This is a genomic window from Leifsonia sp. ALI-44-B, from assembly GCF_001984125.1.
In the GTDB taxonomy this organism is placed as follows: Bacteria; Actinomycetota; Actinomycetes; order Actinomycetales; family Microbacteriaceae; genus Okibacterium.
This window is the reverse complement of record NZ_MTQL01000006.1, coordinates 485,987-504,516: the sequence shown is the minus strand read 5'-3', so window position 1 is coordinate 504,516 and position 18,530 is coordinate 485,987. Positions and strand designations below refer to the sequence as shown.

The following is an 18,530-nucleotide window of genomic DNA, read 5'->3' as shown; positions in this document are numbered from 1 at the left end:
GTCATGCCCCTGTACCGTGACGAAGCCGTGGTGCTTCGCACCCACAAACTGGGCGAAGCCGACCGCATCCTCACGCTGCTCACGCGCCAGCACGGCAAGGTGCGGGCCGTGGCAAAGGGCGTCAGGCGCACGGCATCCAAGTTCGGGGCGCGGCTCGAACCGTTCATGGTGGCCGACATCCAGTTCTATGAGGGGCGCAGCCTCGACATCGTCACGCAGGCCGAATCGCTCGGTTCCTATGGCGCCCAGATCGTGGGCGACTACGACGCCTACACGGCCGCGAACGCCATGGTCGAGACGGCCGATCGGCTCACCGAGTCCGAGGCCTCGCTGCAGCAATACCTCCTGCTCGTGGGCGCGCTACGGTCGTTGTCCCGCCGCGAACACGTGCCCAACCAGACGCTCGACTCCTACCTCCTGCGCGCGCTGTCCCTGGCCGGCTGGGCTCCGAGCTTCTATGACTGCGCGCGCTGCCAGGCCGAGGGCCCGCACACCCACGCGGTCGTGCAGCTGGGTGGTGTGGTGTGTGACAACTGCGCCCCTCCCGGTGCCCCGCGCCTCGACGCAGAGACCATCGACCACCTCGCGGCTCTCTTGACGGGCAGCTGGGATGTCGTAGAGGCCAGTTCCCCGTCCGCTACCTCCCGCGCGAGCGGCGTCGTGGCCGCCTACACGCAGTGGCACCTCGAGCGCGGCCTCAAGTCGCTCTCCCACGTATCCCGAGAGGAGGGCCGGCGTTGAGCCCGAAGCCCTACACGCACAAAGACGCTGTCGAATACCGCGCGCTCGACTGGACCGGCGTCTACCCGCCCGAGTTCCCGAAGAAGGGCGTGCCCGAGCATGTGGCCATTGTCATGGACGGCAACGGGCGCTGGGCCAACAAGCGCGGCCTGTCGCGTGTCGAGGGGCACAAAGCCGGCGAGGCCGCGCTGCTCGACGTCGTCGCCGGAGCCATCCAGGCCGGCGTGAAGCACCTGTCGGTGTACGCCTTCTCGACCGAGAACTGGCGGCGGTCGCCCGACGAGGTGCGGTTCCTCATGGGCTTCAACCGCGACGTGCTGCACCGGCGCCGAGACCAGCTCAACGAGTGGGGCGTGCGCGTGCGCTGGGCGGGCCGCAAACCGAAGCTGTGGGCATCCGTCATCAACGAACTGCAATACGCCGAGCAGCTCACGGCCGGCAACGATGTGCTCACGCTCACCATGTGCGTCAACTACGGCGGTCGCACCGAGATCGCGGATGCCGTGGCCAAGATCGCCGCCGACGTGCAAGCCGGGCGCCTGAAGCCCTCCGGCATCAGCGAGAAGACCATTCAGAAGGCGCTCTACACACCCGAGATGCCCGACGTCGACCTGTTCGTGCGGTCGTCGGGCGAGCAGCGCACGAGCAACTTCCTTCTGTGGCAGAGCGCCTACGCCGAAATGGTGTTCCTCGACCGGCTGTGGCCCGACTTCAGCCGCACCGACCTATGGGAGGCGATCGGGCTGTACATCGGGCGCGACCGTCGTTTCGGGGGAGCGGTCGACACACCCCAGGCGTGATGCAGTTCTCGGGAATGCCGGCGAGCCTCCGGCCGTTGACCTGTGTCGTGACTGAAACGACATCGCAGCCCGAGACCACCACGACCGACGCCGTCCACTCGGTGGCCCAAGCCGTCGGCACGATCTCGGTAGACATCTGGTCCGATATCGCGTGCCCCTGGTGCTACATCGGCAAGCGCAAGTTCGAGGCCGGCATGCAGAAGTATCTGGCCGCGGGCGACGATCGCGCGGTGGCCATCGAGTACCACTCCTTCGAGCTGGCACCCGACACCCCCGTCGACTTCGAGGGCGACGAGCTGGACTTCCTGTCCCGCCACAAGGGCATGCCGCGTGAGCAGGTGCAGGAGATGCTGGCGCGCGTGACCGATATCGCGGCATCCGTCGGTCTCGACTACGACTTCGGCAAGCTGCACCACACCAACACCGTCAAGGCGCACGAGCTGCTGCACATCGCGAAAGACCACGGCGTGCAGCTCGAACTCATGGAGCGCCTGTTCAAGGCCTACTTCGTCGAGGGCGGCCACGTCGGCCGCATCGAGGATCTCGTCGCCTACGGTGCCGAGGTCGGACTCGACCCCGTCGCGACCGAGGCGACGCTGCGTTCGGGGGAGATGACCCCGCGCGTGCGCGAGGACCAGGCGATCGCGAGCCAGTACGGCATCCAGGGCGTGCCCTTCTTCGTGCTCGACGGCGCCTACGGCATCTCGGGGGCGCAAGAGGCGGACACATTCGCCGACGTCCTCGAGCAGGTGCTGCAGGTGCGGATGGCCGCCGCCGCAGAGCTCGAGGCCGAGAACGCCGAGGGTGCCAAGGGTGCCGCAACCGACGACAAGGCCGGCGCATGACCACGGATGCAGCGGGCGCGGCATCGCCGCCGGTACCTGACGTTCAGCCCGTCGTGACCGCCGCGCGGGTGCCGCTCGCATTCGCGACGCCGAATGCAGCCGGTGCGGTCCGGGCGCCTCTGACGGTGTTGGGTGCGACCGATGTTGGGTTCTGCGAAGGCGACTCGTGTGTTCTTCCGGGCACGGGCAGCGACTCGGCCCCTCACTAGTCGCTCGCGTGTTCGTCGGGCGGCCGCGGGTCGATCGCCTGATGACCCCCGGCGGATCGGGGGACCGATTCGCGCGCGGGTGCAAGCCCTGAGCGCCGGGGCGGGTGGTTGAGGCGGTCCGCTATTCGGGGTCGGTGATATCGCCAACGTGTGCGCCGAGGGCGGTCAGGAACGCCTCGGAGTCGACGAAGAGGCTGTGGCCGTGCGCGCCGGCCCCGAGCGCGATGCGGCCCGGCCCGATCGTGCTGTCGGCATACACCGGCAGCGCCGTGCGGCTACCCAGCGGGGTGATCGTTCCGCGTTCATAACCCGTGGCCTCGAGCGCGAGCTCCTTGTCGGGCAGCGACAGCTTGTTCACGCCCACGACAGCGCGCAGCTTCGCCCACGAGATCTTGCGGCCGCCCGGCACGAGGGCGAAGAGGAACGAGCCGTCGTGCCGCTTCACCACGAGCGTCTTCACGATCTCGCCGGGCGTGATCCCGAGGAGCGAGGCGGCCTCGTCGAGGCTCGACGCCTCGGGCCGCTCGACGATCTCGACGTCCAACCCCAACTGCGCGGCGTGCGCCCGCACGCGATCCGTTCCCTCGATATCGCCGAAGTTCGACCCGTCGTCCATGCCCTGCGCCCCGATCTGGGAGAATTGAGTAGTTATGTCTGCCGTATCCACGATAAGCCACCCCCAGAGCGCCGCTCCGGCCCTCACCATCGGCAACCTCTCGCTCGAGGCGCCGGTCGTGCTGGCGCCCATGGCGGGCATCACCAACACGGCCTTCCGCCGTCTGTGCCGCGAATTCGGCGCGGGTCTCTACGTCAGCGAGATGATCACGTCGCGCGCCCTCGTCGAGCGCACGCCCGAGACCATGCGCCTCATCCAGCACCACGAGTCCGAGACGCCCCGCAGCATCCAGCTCTATGGTGTCGACCCCAAGACGGTCTCCGAGGCCGTCACCATCCTGGTCGCCGAAGACCGGGCCGACCACATCGACCTCAATTTCGGATGCCCTGTGCCCAAGGTCACCCGCAAGGGCGGCGGCGCGGCGCTCCCGTGGAAACAAGACCTGTTCCGCGACATCGTCGAGGGCGCCGTGAAGGCGGCCGGTTCGGTGCCGCTCACGATCAAGATGCGCAAGGGCATCGACCCCGACCACCTCACCTACCTCGAGGCCGCGAAAGCCGCCCAGGGGGCCGGCGTGGCGAGCATCGCGCTGCACGCGCGCACGGCATCCGAGTTCTATTCGGGTCACGCCGACTGGAACGCGATCCGCACCCTGAAAGAGACCATCACCGACGTGCCCGTTCTCGGCAACGGCGACATCTGGTCGGGTGCCGACGCCGTGCGCATGGTCGAAGAGACGGGCTGCGACGGTGTGGTCGTCGGTCGCGGATGCCTCGGTCGCCCGTGGATCTTCAGCGACCTGGCGGCGGCGTTCCGCGGCGAGAACACCACCCACCAGCCGAGCCTCGGCGAGGTGGCTGCCACGTTCCGTCGCCACGCGGTGCTGCTCGCCGAGTTCTTCGACAGCGAAGAGCGGGGGTGCCGCGACATCCGCAAGCATGTCGCCTGGTACTTCAAGGGCTACCCGGTGGGCGGCGACCTGCGCGCGCGCCTGGCCACGGTCGAATCCCTGCAGCAGATGGATGACCTGCTCGGCACGCTCGACGGCGACCTGCCCTACCCCGGCGAAGCCGCCGAGGGTCAGCGCGGCCGCGCGGGCACGCCCAAACGTCCGGCGCTGCCCGAGGGGTGGCTCGAGAGCCGCACGCTCGCCACCCGTGAGCAGAGCGACCTGAACGAGGCCGAATTGAGCACCAGTGGTGGCTGAGCCCCAGGGCGTCGCGCGCGCCGAACAGCGGGATGGCTACACCCCGCACGACGAAGAGCGCTGGCTGCCCGAGCACCACTCGTCGCGCCGCAGCGACTTCGCCCGTGACCGCGCGCGGCTGCTGCACTCGAGCGCGCTCCGGCGTCTCGCCGCCAAGACGCAGGTGCTGAGCCCCACGGCGGGCCTCGACTTCGCTCGCAACCGCCTCACGCACTCGCTCGAGGTCGCCCAGGTGGGCCGCGAGCTCGCGAACAGCCTCGGCCTCGACCCCGATGTGGTCGACACGGCCTGCCTCGCGCACGACCTGGGTCACCCGCCCTTCGGCCACAACGGCGAACGCGCCCTCAACGACTGGGCCGCCGACATCGGTGGTTTCGAGGGCAACGCGCAGACGCTGCGCCTGCTCACGCGCCTCGAGCCCAAGGTCTACGGCCCCGACGGCCAGAGCTACGGCCTCAACCTCACGCGCGCGAGCCTCGACGCGAGCTGCAAATATCCGTGGCCGGCGGCCGAGAGCGTTCCCGACCCGGGTGGGCGCGCCAAATACGGTTTCTTCGACGACGACACCCCCGCCTTCGAGTGGCTGCGCTCGGGCGCCCCGGTGGCCCGCCAGCGCTGCATCGAGGCGCAGGTCATGGACCTGAGCGACGACATCGCCTACTCGGTGCACGACTTCGAAGACGCCATCGTGAACGAATACATCGACCCCGCGTTCCTCAGCGCCCGCGCCGGGCACGATTCGCTCATCAAGGCCGTGCAGGCCTGGGCGGGCGACGAGTTCAGCCTCGACGACCTGGGGTCGGCATTCGAGCGGCTCGCGGCATCCGATCTGTGGGTCAGCAGCTGGGACGCGTCGCGGCGTGACCTCGCCAAGCTCAAGAACTTCACCAGTCAGATGATCGGGCGTTTTGCGGGGCAGGCCACGGCAGCCACGCGTGAGGCTGCGGCGAGCGACGCGCTCATCCGCTTCAACGCCGACGTCGTCGTGCCCAACGCCATCATGGCCGAGATCGCCGTGCTGAAGGGTGTCGTCGCGGCGTTCGTCATGTCGAGCGATGCGCGGCAGCCGATCTATCGCCAGCAGCGCGATGTCCTGACCACGCTCGCCGATCGCCTCTACAGCGAGGGCGAGCGCTCGCTCGACGTGGGTTTCGCCGACGACTGGCAGCGTGCCGACACGGATGCCGCGCGCAAACGCGTCGTCGTCGACCAGGTCGCGAGCCTCACCGACCAGTCGGCGCTCAGCTGGCTCGAGCGCCCGACCGCGCACGCCGAATAGGGCACACGAACCCCGACCGACGAGCAGCTCGGATGTCGGCCGTGCAACGTAGGATGAACACATGGCCGGACTCATTCGTCAAAGCGACATCGACGAGGTCAAGGCGCGCACGAATATCGCCGATGTGGTCGGCGAATACGTCTCGCTGAAGTCCGCCGGCGTGGGCTCGATGAAGGGCCTGTGCCCCTTCCACGACGAGCGCAGCCCCAGCTTCCACGTGCGCCCCCAGGTTGGTTTCTACCACTGCTTCGGCTGCGGCGAATCGGGCGACGTCATCTCGTTCCTGCAGAAGATGGATCACGTCACCTTCACCGACGCGGTCGAACGCCTGGCCGGCAGAGTCGGCTTCCAGCTCACGTTCGAAGACGGCGGGCAGGCGCGCAGCGAGCACGGCGCGCGCTCCCGTCTGCTGGCCGCAAACCTCGCCGCCGAAGAATTCTTCCGCGAGCAGCTCATGACGCCCGGGGCCGATGTGGGCCGCCGGTTCCTCGGCGAACGCGGCTTCGACCAAGCGGCCGCCACCCGTTTCGGCGTGGGTTTCGCCCCCAAGAGCTGGGATGCCCTCACCAACGCCCTGAAATCGCGCGGTTTCACCACCGACGAGCTGAGTGCCGCGGGCCTCGTCTCCTCGGGCGACCGCGGCGTCTACGACCGTTTCCGCGGGCGCCTCGTCTGGCCCATCCGCGACGTCACCGGGCAGACGATCGGCTTCGGGGCGCGCAAGCTGCTCGACGACGACAAGGGCCCCAAATACCTGAACACCCCCGAGACCGCGGTCTATCACAAAGCCCAGGTGCTCTACGGGCTCGACCTCGCCAAACGGGATGTCTCGCGCTCGAAACGCGTCGTCGTGGTCGAGGGCTACACGGATGTCATGGCCTGCCACCTCGCGGGCGTCACGACGGCCGTGGCCACCTGTGGGACGTCCTTCGGCGTCGATCACATCAAGGTACTGCGCCGTGTGCTCGGAGACGACAGCGCCACGGGTGAAGTGATCTTCACGTTCGATCCCGATGCAGCCGGTCAGAAGGCCGCCATGCGCGCCTTCACCGAAGAGCGCCGCTTCGCCGCGCAGACGTATGTCGCCGTGGCACCCGACGGTCTCGACCCGTGCGATCTGCGCCTGGCTCAGGGCGACGCGGCCGTGCAGCGCATGGTCGACTCCAAAGAGCCCATGTTCGAGTTCGTCATCCGTCAGGTGCTGTCACAGTACGACCTCGAGACCGTCGAGGGTCGCGTGAGTGCACTGCGCGCGTCGGCACCCATCGTGGCCGACATCCGCGACGCGTCGATCCGTCCGGGCTACGAGCGCGTGCTCGCCCGGCAGTTGGGGCTCGAGCTGGACGAGGTGCAGACGGCCGTGCGGGGTTCCTCGCGCGGCGGTAGTGGCAACGGCGGGTCCGGCTCCCGCGGGGCATCGCGTCCCGCCGCGTCGCGCGCCATCACGAGCAACCCCGGGGGAGTCATCACTCTCGGCATGACCCCGAGCGGCACAGCGGCCTATGTGCCCGCCGCGCAGGGCATGTCCGCGCCGTCGGCACCCACGCGCCTCGATCCGGCGCCGGCGCAGAACACTGTGGCCCCCGACGAATACCCGCCCGAGCCGGACGACGAGTACGACGACGGGGGTGGCTGGGCGCCCAACGGCCCCGATGGCGACGGCCCCGGCATCCTCGACGCTCGCGACGGGGGAGCGGTGACCTCATTGCGCGAGGAGCGACCGCTGTCTCTCGCCGACCTTCCGCCCGACCAGGCCACGCGGCTCGAACGCGACGCGCTCATGGCGATTCTGCAGTTCCCCGAACTGGCCGGTCACGAGTTGGTGGCGCGTGCCGTGCACACCGGTTTCGTGAACCCGTCGCTCGCGGTCATCCGCGATGCCATCGCCACGACGCTCGACAGTTTCGGCACCGAGGCGTGGTTCCCCCGCGTGATCGACGCCGTTCCCGTGCCCCTCGCGTCCCTCATCCAACAGCTCGCCGTTGCACCAGTGCCCGAGCGTTCAGAGCGCGACCTCAGCGCGTACGTGCGTGAGATCGCCTCGGCTCTCGTCGAACGCGACCTGCTGCGGCAATCGCACGAGATGCTCGGAAAATTGCAGCGCACCGATCCCACCGAACGCGAGGCCTACCGCGCCGTGCAACGACAGCTGCTCGACCTCGAGGCCGAGCGCCGCGCGCTCAAAGAGACATCCTGACCGTTCGTCCACCCTCTATGGGGCAGGATGGACGCATGACGAGCACCGACCGGTCCGCCCCGCCTTCGTCCGCCATTGTCGTCGACGATCTGACCGCCGAGTACCCGGGCCACCACGGTTCCCTTCCCTACAGCGCGGTCAACGGCGTGAGCTTTCGCGTGGGCAGGGGCGAGATCGTGGGCATCGTGGGCGAGTCCGGTTCGGGCAAGTCGACGCTCGCTCGCGTGCTCTCGGCCCAGGCCGGCCCCGGCATGCCCGACATCACGGGCGGCGGGGTGACTGTTCTCGGCGAACAGCTGCGCGGCATCCGGCGACGCGCCCGCAACCAGGTGCAGTTCTCGGTCGCTTACCTTGCGCAAGACGCCAGCGCCACGCTCACGCCCGACTACACGGCCGCGGAGATCATCGCCGAACCCGTGCTGTCGCGCGACCGTCGCTACAACCGAAAAGCGCTCGGCACTCGCGTGGCCGCCATGCTCGAAGCCGTCCAACTCCCGCTCGCGGTGCTCGAGAAGTTTCCCTTCGAGCTGTCGGGTGGTCAGCGGCAGCGCGTGGCGATCGCGCGTTCGCTGATCCTCGGGCCGAAGCTCCTGATCGCCGACGAACCGACGGCCGGCATCGACGTCACCGTGCGCCCCGCCATCGTCAGCCTGCTCGATACGCTGCGCACCGGGCGCGACTTCGCGGCCGTCGTCATCTCGAATGACCTGACCCTGCACCGAAAAGTCTCCACGCGCGTGCTTGCCCTCGACCGCGGGCGCATCGTGGGCGTCGGCGACGTCGACGACCTGCTCGCCGAAGGACGACACCCGTTCTTGGCCCGCCTGAACAGCATCGAGCAGGCGGATGTCGCGGCCGCCGACACGCCCGAATAGCCGCCACTCCGGCCCTCGATTTTGCGGAACGAAATCCTTTGGTAGAGTTGCTACGCGCTGATGCAGAAATGCACCAGATCGTATTCCTCGATAGCTCAATTGGCAGAGCAATCGGCTGTTAACCGATAGGTTGTTGGTTCGAGTCCAACTCGGGGAGCGAAAGGCCGCGTGGGCTCCACCCCCGCGGCCTTTTTTGTGCCCGAAACCGAGGCCCCGGCGCCTGAGCGCCCGAGCGTCTGAGCGCCTGAGCGCCTGAGCGCCTGAAGCGCAGGGAGCGGCGCGCAGAACCTGCGCACCGACATCCCTTACGCGTCGAGGTCGTCGACCCCGGGCATCCAGCTGATGCCGTCGACACCCCAGCCGGCCTTCTTGATGGCCTTCTGCACGGTCTTGTAATAGGGCGCCACGAGGCGGTCGGCATACAACACGCCGTTGAGGTGGTCGAATTCGTGCTGCAAAATCCGGGCCCTCCAGCCGTCTACCTCGAGCTCGAAGGGCTTCTGGTCGAGATCGACGGCACGCAGGATGGCGCGTTCCGAACGCACGAGCGGAAAACGCTCGCCCGGCACCGACAAGCACCCCTCGGAGTCGAGTTCGTCTTCCGGAGCGCCGGCCGGAAGGGGCGTGATCCACAACTCGGGATTGATGGCCACGCCGCGCCACGGCTCGCCCTCGTCGGTGTCGTAGGTGTAGACGAAGAGGCGCAGGCCGACGCCCACCTGCGGCGCGGCGAGACCCACGCCGGGCGCCGCATCCATCGTCTCGAACATGTCGGAGACCAGCGTGCGCAGCGTGTCGTCGAACACGGTCACGGGGCTGGCGGGGGAGTGCAACACCGGATCTCCGGTGATTCGAATGGGGAGGATGGTCATTCGTTGAGCCTATCCGGGCCGACCTACGGGTACAGTCATTACGTGATTCCACTGATCGACGACATGGCTGACATCGCCGACCTCACCGCCTCGTTGGTGCCAGACCCGCGGGCCCTCATCGGCATCCCGCTCGCCCTCATCGGTGCCGTGTTTCTGTCGTTCGGTGCGCAATACCAGCACCGCGGTGTCGCCAAGGTCGAGGCGAGTTCGAACGACGCCAACTCGGGTCTCTCGGGCGCGCAGCTCGGCGCGCTCATCAAGCGCCCCTCGTGGGTGCTCGGCACGGTCATGCTGGGCCTCGCCATCGTGCTGCAGCTAACGGCGCTGAACTTCGCCCCGCTCATCGTCGTGCAGCCGCTCGGCGCCGTGGCGCTCGTCATCACCACCATCCTCAACGCCCGCATCTCCAAGGTGCGGCTCAACCGCAAATCGGTGCAAGCCGTCATCGCATGCGTTGCCGGTGTCGGCCTCTTCGTCGCCCTGGCCGCCAGCTTTGCCGTCGAGAAGCCGATCACCGACAGCGAGCTCATCACCATCCTGTGGATCCTGCTCGTCGTGCTCATCGCGGCCGGCGTGTCCTTCGGAACGCTGCGCAAACGCTTCAAGGCCATCTACTACATCCTGTGCGCGGGCATCATCTACGGTTTCGTGGCCACGCTCGCCAAGGTCATCATCAACCGCATCCAGAACGGCAACTTCGAGTGGCTCACGGTGCTGTGCGTGATCGGCCTGCTCGTCGCCACGGCCCTCGGCGCCTACTTCGTGCAGAACGCCTACTCGTCGGGCCCGCCCGACCTGGTGGTCGCTGGCCTCACGGTCATCGACCCCATGGTGGCTGTCGGAATCGGCATCATCGTGCTGGGCGAGGCCTCGCAGGCTCCACTCTGGGCGGCCATTGGATTCGTCATCGCGGGCGCCATAGCCGTGTGGGGCGTCTTCCAGCTGGCGCGGCACCATCCGGGCATCACGAAGTAAGCGCGGCGCTCCCGGGTGCGCGCAGAGCCATTGGTTAGACTGACGGTGCACATCCGCGAGAAGCACCACTCCGGCCCCGGCCGAAGCCCTGCCGACCACGAGCGAAGGAAACACCCGCCTTGTCTGATCCCGTCGATCCGAGCGCGTCCGCCCCGGCCGAAAGCCCCGAACAGAAGCGCCCGCTGCGCATTCTGATCGGTGCCGACACCTTCGCCCCCGATGTCAATGGTGCCGCCCGCTTCGCGGAGCGTCTGGCCGCCGGAATGGTCGCCCGCGGCCATGAGGTGCACATCGTGGCCCCCGCCGCGTCGCGCCGTCACGGCACGTGGACCGAGCGTCACGAGGGCGAGCTCATGACGGCCCACCGCCTGCGCAGCTGGCGTTGGTACCCCCACGACTGGTTGCGCTTCGCGCTGCCCTGGGACATCAAGCGTCACAGCGCCCGCATCCTCGACGAGGTGAAACCGGATGTCGTGCACTCGCAGTCGCACCTCGTGACCGGTTTCGGCCTGTCCTACGAGGCTGAGAAGCGCGGCATCCGCATCGTCGCCACCAACCACCTCATGCCCGAGAACATGCTCGAGTTCACGCTCATCCCGAAGCGCCTGCAGAACCGGCTCATCACGTGGGCGTGGAAGACGGCCAAGAAGACGCTCAGCCGCGCCGAGGCCGTCACGACGCCCACGCAGAAGGCCGCCGACTTCCTCGAGAAGTACACGGGCCTCACAGGCGTGCGCGCTATCTCGTGCGGCATCGACGCGCACATGTACACGCCGGACTTCACGCCCCGCACCGCGAACCGCATCGTCTTCGTCGGCCGCGTGACGGGTGAGAAGCAAATCGACGTGCTGATCAAGGCCGTCGCGAAGCTCGACCCCGCTCTCGACGCCACGCTCGAGATCGTCGGCGGCGGCGACCAGCGCAAGAACCTCGAGAACCTCGTGCAGCAGCTCGGCCTCGGCGATCGCGTCACCTTCACGGGCTACGTCGACGACGATGAGCTGCGGGCCGCCTACACGCGTTCCACGGTGCTCGCTATGCCGTCGATCGCCGAACTGCAGTCGATCGTCACCATGGAGGCGATGGCATCCGGCCTGCCCGTGGTCGCCGCCAACGCCATGGCCCTGCCTCACCTCGTGCACGACGGCGAGAACGGCTACCTGTTCGAGCCCGGTGACTCCGACGAGCTGGCGGCGCGCCTCACCGACATCTTCACGATGCCGGAGGAGAAGCTCGTGGCCATGAAACGCGAATCGCTGCGCCTGATCGAGGCGCACGACATCCAGCGCACCCTCTCGACCTTCGAGAGCCTGTACCGCGGCGAGGCCGTCACGACCGCCTACGCCGCCGACGACACCGACGAGCCCGAGGTTGCCACGTCGGCACCGTCCGAGCGCTAGCGGCGACGCTTGTCGCTAGGATGAAGGCGGCGCTGCAAGCCTGGGGCGGTAGCCAAGCTGGTTAAGGCATCGTGCTCATAACACGACTATGCGCGGGTTCGAGTCCCGCCCGCCCTACTTCGGACGATGTGTTCTCACACCGTCTCGCGCGTCGCGTCGTCCTCGGCGAGACGCAGCGGGAGCGCTGGGATGCGCTGCTTGGGCTCAGTCTGGGTGAGCGCAGTCTGGGTGAGCGCAGTCTGGGGGAGGGCAGTCTGGGCGGGGACGCCCTGCCGGGGGACGGTTTGCGTGGGCACGAACCGCGCGGTGACGGTCAGCCCGGCGATCGCGAGCTGTTGCGCTTTGCGCGTTCGCGGGCCCTCATACAGAGTGCCGTCGCGGAGTTCATCGGGGAGAGCGGCCCCGACCTCGTGCTGGATGCGCGCTGCCCCTCGTGTGACGGACCGCACGGACCGCTCACGCTTGCTGTGCGCGAAGGGGGCGAGACGGGCGCAGAACGCGAGAAGGTCGTAGCGCCGTCGCCGTCGCCGTCGTCGTCGTCGTCACCGTCGCTGTCGCCGCCGCCTAGGCGACGGAGGCTCAAGTTCGGGTCGCCTTACTCCGCGCCTTCCGTGGCATCTGTGTCGCTGTCGACGTCGGAGGACATCATCGTGGTCGCCGTGTCCGATGACGCGCGACTGGGGGTCGACGTCGAGGTGCTGTTCTCTGCGCGCCGTTTATCGGGGTCGGGCGATGTGGCTCAGCGCGTGCGCGATGTGGCGGACGTGCTCGGGGTGGACGCCGGCGACGAGCGCGATGTGCTGCAGCGGTGGGTGAGAGTCGAAGCCGTCCTCAAGGCGGATGGGCGCGGCCTGCGTGTCGACCCGCGCGACGTGCGCTTCGTCGAGGAGGACGCCGACGATCACGATAACGATCGCGACGAAAATCACAATCACAATGACGACAGTGCTGGCCTGACGACCGGCGCGCCGCGATGGCGCGCGGCCGTGCGGGACGATGCCGACGTTGTCTATCGCGGCATGGACCTAGCCTTGGCCTCGGGCGTCGTCGGTGCCGTGGCGCACGCCGCTGACCTCGGCTAGAGGCGGGTTCAGCCGCGCAGCGCCGGAAGCCGCGGCAACTCGGGCCGTTCGAGCCACTCGTGGAAGAAGTCATCCAGCGGGCGCCCGGCGGCTTCTGTCGCCAGTCGTGTGAAGTCGGAGGTCTCGGCCGTCGAGTGCCAGTAACGCGTCGTCCAGGCTGTGACCAGCGCGAAGAAGCGCTCGTCGCCGAGCATCAGGCGCAGCGCGTGCAAGGTGAGCGCACCTCGCTTGTACACGCGGTCGTCGAAGAGGTCGTCCGCGCCCGGGTCGCCGAGGACGAGGTCCTGGGGGGACGCCGACAGCCTCCCGTGGTGCGAGCGTGCCGAAGCATCCGCGGTCGGCCCACCCGATGCCTCGGCCCAGATCCATTCGGCATAGCAGGCGAAGCCCTCGTTCAGCCAGATGTGCCGCCACGATCGCAGCCCCACCGAGTTGCCGAACCACTGGTGCGCGAGTTCGTGTGCGATGAGCCGCTCGGAGCCGCCGTTGCCGTCGGCGTGATTCGACCCGAACGACGCGAGCCCCTGGGCTTCGAGCGGGATCTCGAGCTCGTCCTCGGTCACCACGACCGTGTACTCGGGGAACGGGTAGGGGCCGAAACGCTGGCTGAAGACATCCATCATCGCGGGAAGGTCGCGGAAATCGTGTTCCACGCGCGCGCGCAGTGCCGGTGGGAAAGCCGCGTGAATGGTCACGGGTGATGACGTCGGGCTGACCGTCATGCGTTCGCGGCGGTAGCGCCCGATGTGCACGGCCGTCAAATAAGACGAGGTGGGCTCGGGTTGGCGGTACACCCAGCGCGTGCGCCCGCCCGTCGTCGAGCTTTCTTCGAGTACGCCGTTGCACACGACCGCATAGTCCCGATCGCACGTGACCTGGATGCGGTAGCTCGCCTTGTCACTGGGTAGATCGTTGCACGGGTACCACGACGACGCCCCGGATGGCTGCGACGCGACGATTACGCCGTCCTGCAACTCCTCCCAGCCGACGAGACCCCAGCGGCTGCGGCGGGGCTTCGGGGCGCCCGCGTAGGCGATGCGCACCTCGAACGTGGCGCCGGGCGCGATGGGCTCGCGCGGGTGGATGACCACCTTGTTGCGGACCTGTCGCACCTTCGGTGTGCGCACGCCGTCGACCGAGACGGATGAGACGGTCAGGCCGGCGAGGTCGAAGACGATGCGGTCGAGAGGCTGAGGGGCGGAGCCGGCATCCCAGCCACCGCCATCGCCGCCATCCGCGATCGCCGTGATGGTCGCCGTCGCCGCGAGCCGGTTCGTCGCGACCCGATAGTCGAGCTCGAGGCCATAGTGCACACTGCGATACCCGTCGTTGCCGAGCGCAGGAATGTAGGGGTCGGCATTGCGAGCGGCCGGAGCACCGGTCATTTGGAGACGACGCGATAGTCGGCGGTCGTCACGTCGCGCCAGGGGCCGATCGGGTTGCCCGACCAGCGGCTCGAGGCGGGCACGGTTTCGCCGCGCATGACGAGCGACGCGGGCCCGACCGTGGCGTGGGAACCGATCGTGGCGGCGGGAAGAATGACGCTGTGCGGCCCGAGTGTCGAGCCGGCCGCGAGGGTGACCGAATCCATAGACATGATTCGATCATGAAAGAGGTGTGTTTGCACAACGCAGCCGCGGTTGACGGTGCTGCCGTCGCCGAGCGTCACCAGGTCGGCCTCGGGCAACCAGTAGCTCTCGCACCACACGCCGCGGCCGATGTGCGAGCCCAGGCTGCGCAGCCACCACACGAGTGCGGGCGTTCCCGACGCCAGGCGCGCGAACCAGGGCGCCGCCGTCATCTCGACGAACGTGTCGGCCACCTCGGTGCGCCACACGAACGACGACCAGAGCGGATGCTCGGACTCGCGGATCCGGCCGACGAGCACCCATTTGGCCGCAGAGGTGACGACGGCAGCGAGAGCCGCGGCAGCCGTCATAACGAACGGGGACGCCACGATCGCAAGCCCCACGCCACCGGCATCGGCGGCCGCGAGCAGTGCGACGACCACGAGCAGGCCGAGCAGAGCGCTCACGATCACGGGCACGACGCGCAGCAGCTCCCACACGGCGCGCGCCACACGCAGTCGCGCGGGCGGCTCGTAGGTGCGGCTCTGGTCGCCCGTCTCGGCCGAGCGGCGCAATTGCACGGGCGGGGAGCCGAGCCACGAGGTGCCGGGCTTCGACTTGCGGGGCGCGGCCGACAACACGGCCACGAGCGCGCCCTTCGGAACGTTGCGGCCCGATCCGGCCATCCCCGAGTTGCCGAGGAAGGCTCGTTTGCCGATGACGACGGGGGAGATGCGCAACCATCCGCCGCCCAGCTCGTAGGAGGCGATGAGCGTATCGTCGGCCAGGAACGCGCCGTCGCGCACCGTGGTCATCGAGGGCACGAGCAACACGGTGGATGCCTCGACGTTGCGCCCGACATTCGCCCCCAGCAGTCGCAGCCACAAGGGTGTGAACAGGCTGGAGTAGAGCGGGAAGAGGAACGACCGCGCGAGGTCGAGCAGCCGCTCGATCGACCAGACCTGCCAGCCCACGCGGCTGCGCACGGGGTGGACACCCGCGGTCACGCCGATGCTGAGGAGGCGCACGCACACGACCACGAGGCCCGCGAGGAGCAGACCCGCGGCGAGGGTTGCGGGAACGATACCCGCCAGCGCGCGCACCAGCACGGCGGCGAGATCGGGAGCGTCGGTGATGGACCACGCCAGCAGCGCCACGCCGAGCGCGAACGAGAGCACGGGGATGCCGGCGAGAGCCACCGACGACGCGCCGAATGCCGCCACCCAGCGCGTGCGTTTGGGTGGACGCGCACCCGGCCACCAGGCGCGCGAGCGGCCGATGCGCACGGCCGGCGAACCCGCCCACTGCTGGCCGGCGGGAACGCGCCCGAAGACCGCCGAGCCCGCGATGACCTCGGCGCCCCGACCGAGCCGCGTGCCGGGTGCGAGGGTGCTGCGCGCGCCCACCGACGACTCGGCGCCGATGCGGATGGAGCCGAGGCGGACGACATCCCCGTCGATCCAGTAGCCCGAGAGGTCGACCTCGGGTTCGATGGAGGCACCGCGGCCGATCGTCAGCATGCCCGTGACGGGTGGCACGGTGTGCAGGTCGACGTCGGGGGCGATCTTGGCGCCGAGTGCGCGGGCGTAGTAGACGATCCACGGCGCGCCCGCGAGCGAGACCGCGCCGATCGACGTCTGCATCTGCTCGGCGAACCAGAGCCGTCGGTGCACCGAGCCGCCGCGCGGGTGGTCGCCCGGCCGCACCCCAGCCAACAACACGCGCGCCACGACGACGGACAACACCATGCGGCCGATCGGGGTCGCGAAGAGCAGCAGGGCCGGCACGACGAACCACAGCGGGGCCGCGGGCAGAGCGTCGAAGTTGGTGTCGTTGGTCAGGTCGTCGAGGGCGTGCAGCACGGTCGCGATGCCGAGGGCGATGGCGGTCCAGCGGATGCCGCCCACGAGATGCAGAAGGAGGCCCGCGAGAGTCTGAAAGACCTGCATCGAGCGCGGCACGGGTGGGACGACATGGTCGGACGGGCGCGCGCGTCCGCCGGCGCGGGCCGCCGCCTCCTCCTCGGCCGCGGCATCCGCCGAGCGCTCGAGCAGGTCGTCGCACAGGGCTCCGAGCCGCGGGTGGTCATAGAGATCGGCCACCGTGTACTCGGGCACGTGGTTGCGCAGGCGGCCCACCAATTGGGCGGCCGACAGCGACCCGCCGCCGAGATCGAAGAAGTTCGCGTCGGCATCCGAGACCGGGATGCCGAGCACGGCCTGCCAGTCGGCCGCCACGCTGCGGAAGAGGACCTCCGCGGGCGTGAGGTCGCCTGCATCGACGTCGCCCCGCCCGGCGCCGGACACGGAGTCAGCAGCAGGCAGCGGCCAGGGCAGCGCGCCCCGATCGACCTTGCCCGAGGTGCGCGTCGGCAGAGTGTCGAGCGCCGCGAGCGCGGGCACCAGTGCGGCCGGCAACTCATCGCGTAGCGCCCGCGTGGCACCCGCATGGTCGAACGTCTGCGGGTCGGCCACGGCCAGATAACCGACCAGCACGGTGTTCCCAGCCTCGGTCTTCTGCACCGCGACGGCGGCGGCCGATACCCCCGGCAGCTTCTGCAGGGCAGCCTCGATCTCGCCGAGTTCGATGCGGCGGCCGCCGATCTTCACCTGATCGTCGACGCGCCCGGCGAAAACCAGGCCCTCGCCGTCGAATCGCACGCGGTCGCCCGATCGATAGGCTCGCTCCCAGCCGAGCGACGGCAAGGCGGCATACTTCTCCGTATCCTTCTGCGGGTCGAGGTAGCGCGCCAGCCCGACGCCGCCGATGACCAGTTCGCCCACCTCGTCGCCGCGCACGGGCATCCCGTCGTCGCCGATGACCGCGAGGTCCCAGCCGTCCAGCGGAAGGCCGATGCGCACGGGTTCTCCCGCGTGCAGCAGGGCCGCGCACGCCACGACGGTCGCCTCGGTCGGACCGTAGGTGTTCCAGACCTCACGTCCGGGCACAGCGACGCGCGTGACGAGTTCGGGCGGGCATACCTCCCCGCCGAAGATGAGCAGGCGGATGTTCTCGAGCGAATCGTCCGGCCACAGGCTCGCGAGCGTCGGCACGGTCGACACGATCGAGATGCCGTGCGTCGTGAGCCAGGGGCCGAGGTCGGAACCCGTGCGCACGAGCGAGCGGGGCGCGGGCACGAGACACGCGCCGTTGCGCCAGGCCAGCCACATCTCCTCGCACGACGCGTCGAAGGCGACCGAGAGCGCCGCGAGCACCCGGTCGTCGGGCCCGATGGGTTCGTCGGCGAGGAACAGGCGCGCCTCGGCGTCGACGAAGGCCGCGGCCGAGCGATGCGTCACGGCGACACCCTTCGGCGTGCCCGTCGACCCGGAGGTGAAGATGATCCAGGCATCGTCGTCGGGTGTCGGTGGCGTGAGCATGGGTTGGGAATGCGTGCTGGCATGGGGCGCCGAGCCGTCGAAGATCCGCGTGCGCGGGGTGCCGTCCGGGCCCTCGAGCCAGCCATCGCCCGAGAGCGTGCCCCGCACCCGGGCCTCGCGGAACACGAGGTCGGCTCGTTCGTCGGGGTCGTCGACATCCACGGGCACATAGGCGGCGCCGGCGGCCATGACCGCGAGGATGGCGATGTAGAGCTCACGCGAGCCCGAAGCGAGTCGCACACCCACGCGGTCGCCGCGGCCCACGCCGTCCTCGACGAGGCGCGCGGCCACGCGCACGACGTTGGCCATGAGCTCGCGATAGCTGAGGGCGCCTCGGGCGTCTTCGAGAGCCGAGGCGTCGGGATGCCGTGCCGTCGTCTCGCGCAGGATGTCGATCAGCGTGCGGGGGGCGGATGCGTGGGCGCCTCGTTCGAGCAAACGTGCGGGGTCGCTATCGGCGGGGGTATCGAGCGTTTCGGTCACG

General features: G+C 69.1%; 15 protein-coding genes and 2 tRNA genes. 12 read left to right on the top strand and 5 right to left on the bottom strand.

Features of this window, described 5'->3' with window-relative positions; all coding sequences use genetic code 11:
• Window positions 1-3: 3 nt before the first annotated feature.
• The 3 genes from recO to ALI44B_RS03380 all read left to right on the top strand — a co-directional run bounded on the left by recO (window position 4) and on the right by ALI44B_RS03380 (window position 2,386).
• Entirely contained in the window at window positions 4-741 is a 738-nt protein-coding gene (recO, locus tag ALI44B_RS03390; protein WP_077053319.1) for a DNA repair protein RecO, read from the top strand.
• A complete protein-coding gene (locus tag ALI44B_RS03385) occupies window positions 738-1,541 on the top strand; it encodes an isoprenyl transferase (protein WP_077053318.1) in 804 nt (267 codons plus the stop codon). Before recO ends, ALI44B_RS03385 begins: the two co-directional genes overlap by 4 nt.
• A gap of 101 nt (window positions 1,542-1,642) precedes the next feature.
• Window positions 1,643-2,386, top strand: a complete 744-nt coding sequence (locus ALI44B_RS03380; RefSeq protein ID WP_077053937.1) for a DsbA family oxidoreductase — start codon at window positions 1,643-1,645, stop codon at window positions 2,384-2,386.
• Window positions 2,387-2,716: 330 nt separating this feature from the next.
• Here ALI44B_RS03380 and ALI44B_RS03375 read toward each other — a convergent pair whose 3' ends face one another.
• Window positions 2,717-3,211, bottom strand: coding sequence for an aminoacyl-tRNA deacylase (locus tag ALI44B_RS03375; protein WP_077053317.1), 495 nt, complete (start codon window positions 3,209-3,211; stop codon window positions 2,717-2,719).
• Between the two features lie 34 nt (window positions 3,212-3,245).
• On the opposite strand from ALI44B_RS03375, the gene dusB reads away from it, so the two are divergent.
• The 5 genes from dusB to ALI44B_RS03345 all read left to right on the top strand — a co-directional run bounded on the left by dusB (window position 3,246) and on the right by ALI44B_RS03345 (window position 8,926).
• Window positions 3,246-4,418 (top strand): tRNA dihydrouridine synthase DusB, encoded by a 1,173-nt coding sequence (gene dusB / locus ALI44B_RS03370; protein ID WP_077053316.1) that lies wholly within the window; start codon window positions 3,246-3,248, stop codon window positions 4,416-4,418.
• Window positions 4,411-5,697 (top strand): deoxyguanosinetriphosphate triphosphohydrolase, encoded by a 1,287-nt coding sequence (locus ALI44B_RS03365; protein WP_179100196.1) that lies wholly within the window; start codon window positions 4,411-4,413, stop codon window positions 5,695-5,697. Before dusB ends, ALI44B_RS03365 begins: the two co-directional genes overlap by 8 nt.
• A gap of 61 nt (window positions 5,698-5,758) precedes the next feature.
• Window positions 5,759-7,894, top strand: coding sequence for a DNA primase (gene dnaG / locus ALI44B_RS15500; protein ID WP_083709477.1), 2,136 nt, complete (start codon window positions 5,759-5,761; stop codon window positions 7,892-7,894).
• 35 nt (window positions 7,895-7,929) lie between these two features.
• Window positions 7,930-8,769, top strand: a complete 840-nt coding sequence (locus ALI44B_RS03350; protein ID WP_077053314.1) for an ABC transporter ATP-binding protein — start codon at window positions 7,930-7,932, stop codon at window positions 8,767-8,769.
• An 84-nt stretch (window positions 8,770-8,853) separates the two neighbouring features.
• Window positions 8,854-8,926 (top strand) — tRNA-Asn (locus tag ALI44B_RS03345).
• 148 nt (window positions 8,927-9,074) lie between these two features.
• Here ALI44B_RS03345 and def read toward each other — a convergent pair.
• A complete protein-coding gene (gene def / locus ALI44B_RS03340; RefSeq protein WP_077053313.1) occupies window positions 9,075-9,641 on the bottom strand; it encodes a peptide deformylase in 567 nt (188 codons plus the stop codon).
• Window positions 9,642-9,704: 63 nt separating this feature from the next.
• Between def and ALI44B_RS03335 the strand changes: the two genes are divergently transcribed.
• The 3 genes from ALI44B_RS03335 to ALI44B_RS03325 all read left to right on the top strand — a co-directional run bounded on the left by ALI44B_RS03335 (window position 9,705) and on the right by ALI44B_RS03325 (window position 12,133).
• Window positions 9,705-10,616, top strand: a complete 912-nt coding sequence (locus ALI44B_RS03335) for a DMT family transporter (RefSeq protein WP_083709654.1) — start codon at window positions 9,705-9,707, stop codon at window positions 10,614-10,616.
• A 119-nt stretch (window positions 10,617-10,735) separates the two neighbouring features.
• Complete coding sequence (locus ALI44B_RS03330; protein WP_238592029.1) at window positions 10,736-12,016, top strand: glycosyltransferase; 1,281 nt, start codon at window positions 10,736-10,738, stop codon at window positions 12,014-12,016.
• Between the two features lie 42 nt (window positions 12,017-12,058).
• Window positions 12,059-12,133: transfer RNA gene (locus ALI44B_RS03325), tRNA-Ile, on the top strand.
• Between the two features lie 17 nt (window positions 12,134-12,150).
• Here ALI44B_RS03325 and ALI44B_RS03320 read toward each other — a convergent pair.
• On the bottom strand, window positions 12,151-12,465 hold the full coding sequence (locus ALI44B_RS03320; RefSeq protein WP_077053311.1) for a hypothetical protein: 315 nt from the start codon (window positions 12,463-12,465) through the stop codon (window positions 12,151-12,153).
• A 171-nt stretch (window positions 12,466-12,636) separates the two neighbouring features.
• Between ALI44B_RS03320 and ALI44B_RS16355 the strand changes: the two genes are divergently transcribed.
• Window positions 12,637-13,098, top strand: a complete 462-nt coding sequence (locus ALI44B_RS16355) for a 4'-phosphopantetheinyl transferase family protein (RefSeq protein WP_238592028.1) — start codon at window positions 12,637-12,639, stop codon at window positions 13,096-13,098.
• A gap of 8 nt (window positions 13,099-13,106) precedes the next feature.
• Here ALI44B_RS16355 and ALI44B_RS03310 read toward each other — a convergent pair whose 3' ends face one another.
• Both ALI44B_RS03310 and ALI44B_RS03305 read right to left on the bottom strand, forming a co-directional pair.
• Entirely contained in the window at window positions 13,107-14,483 is a 1,377-nt protein-coding gene (locus ALI44B_RS03310) for a M1 family metallopeptidase (RefSeq protein WP_077053309.1), read from the bottom strand.
• On the bottom strand, window positions 14,480-18,529 hold the full coding sequence (locus ALI44B_RS03305; RefSeq protein ID WP_077053308.1) for a Pls/PosA family non-ribosomal peptide synthetase: 4,050 nt from the start codon (window positions 18,527-18,529) through the stop codon (window positions 14,480-14,482). Before ALI44B_RS03305 ends, ALI44B_RS03310 begins: the two co-directional genes overlap by 4 nt.
• Window position 18,530 lies beyond the last annotated feature (1 nt).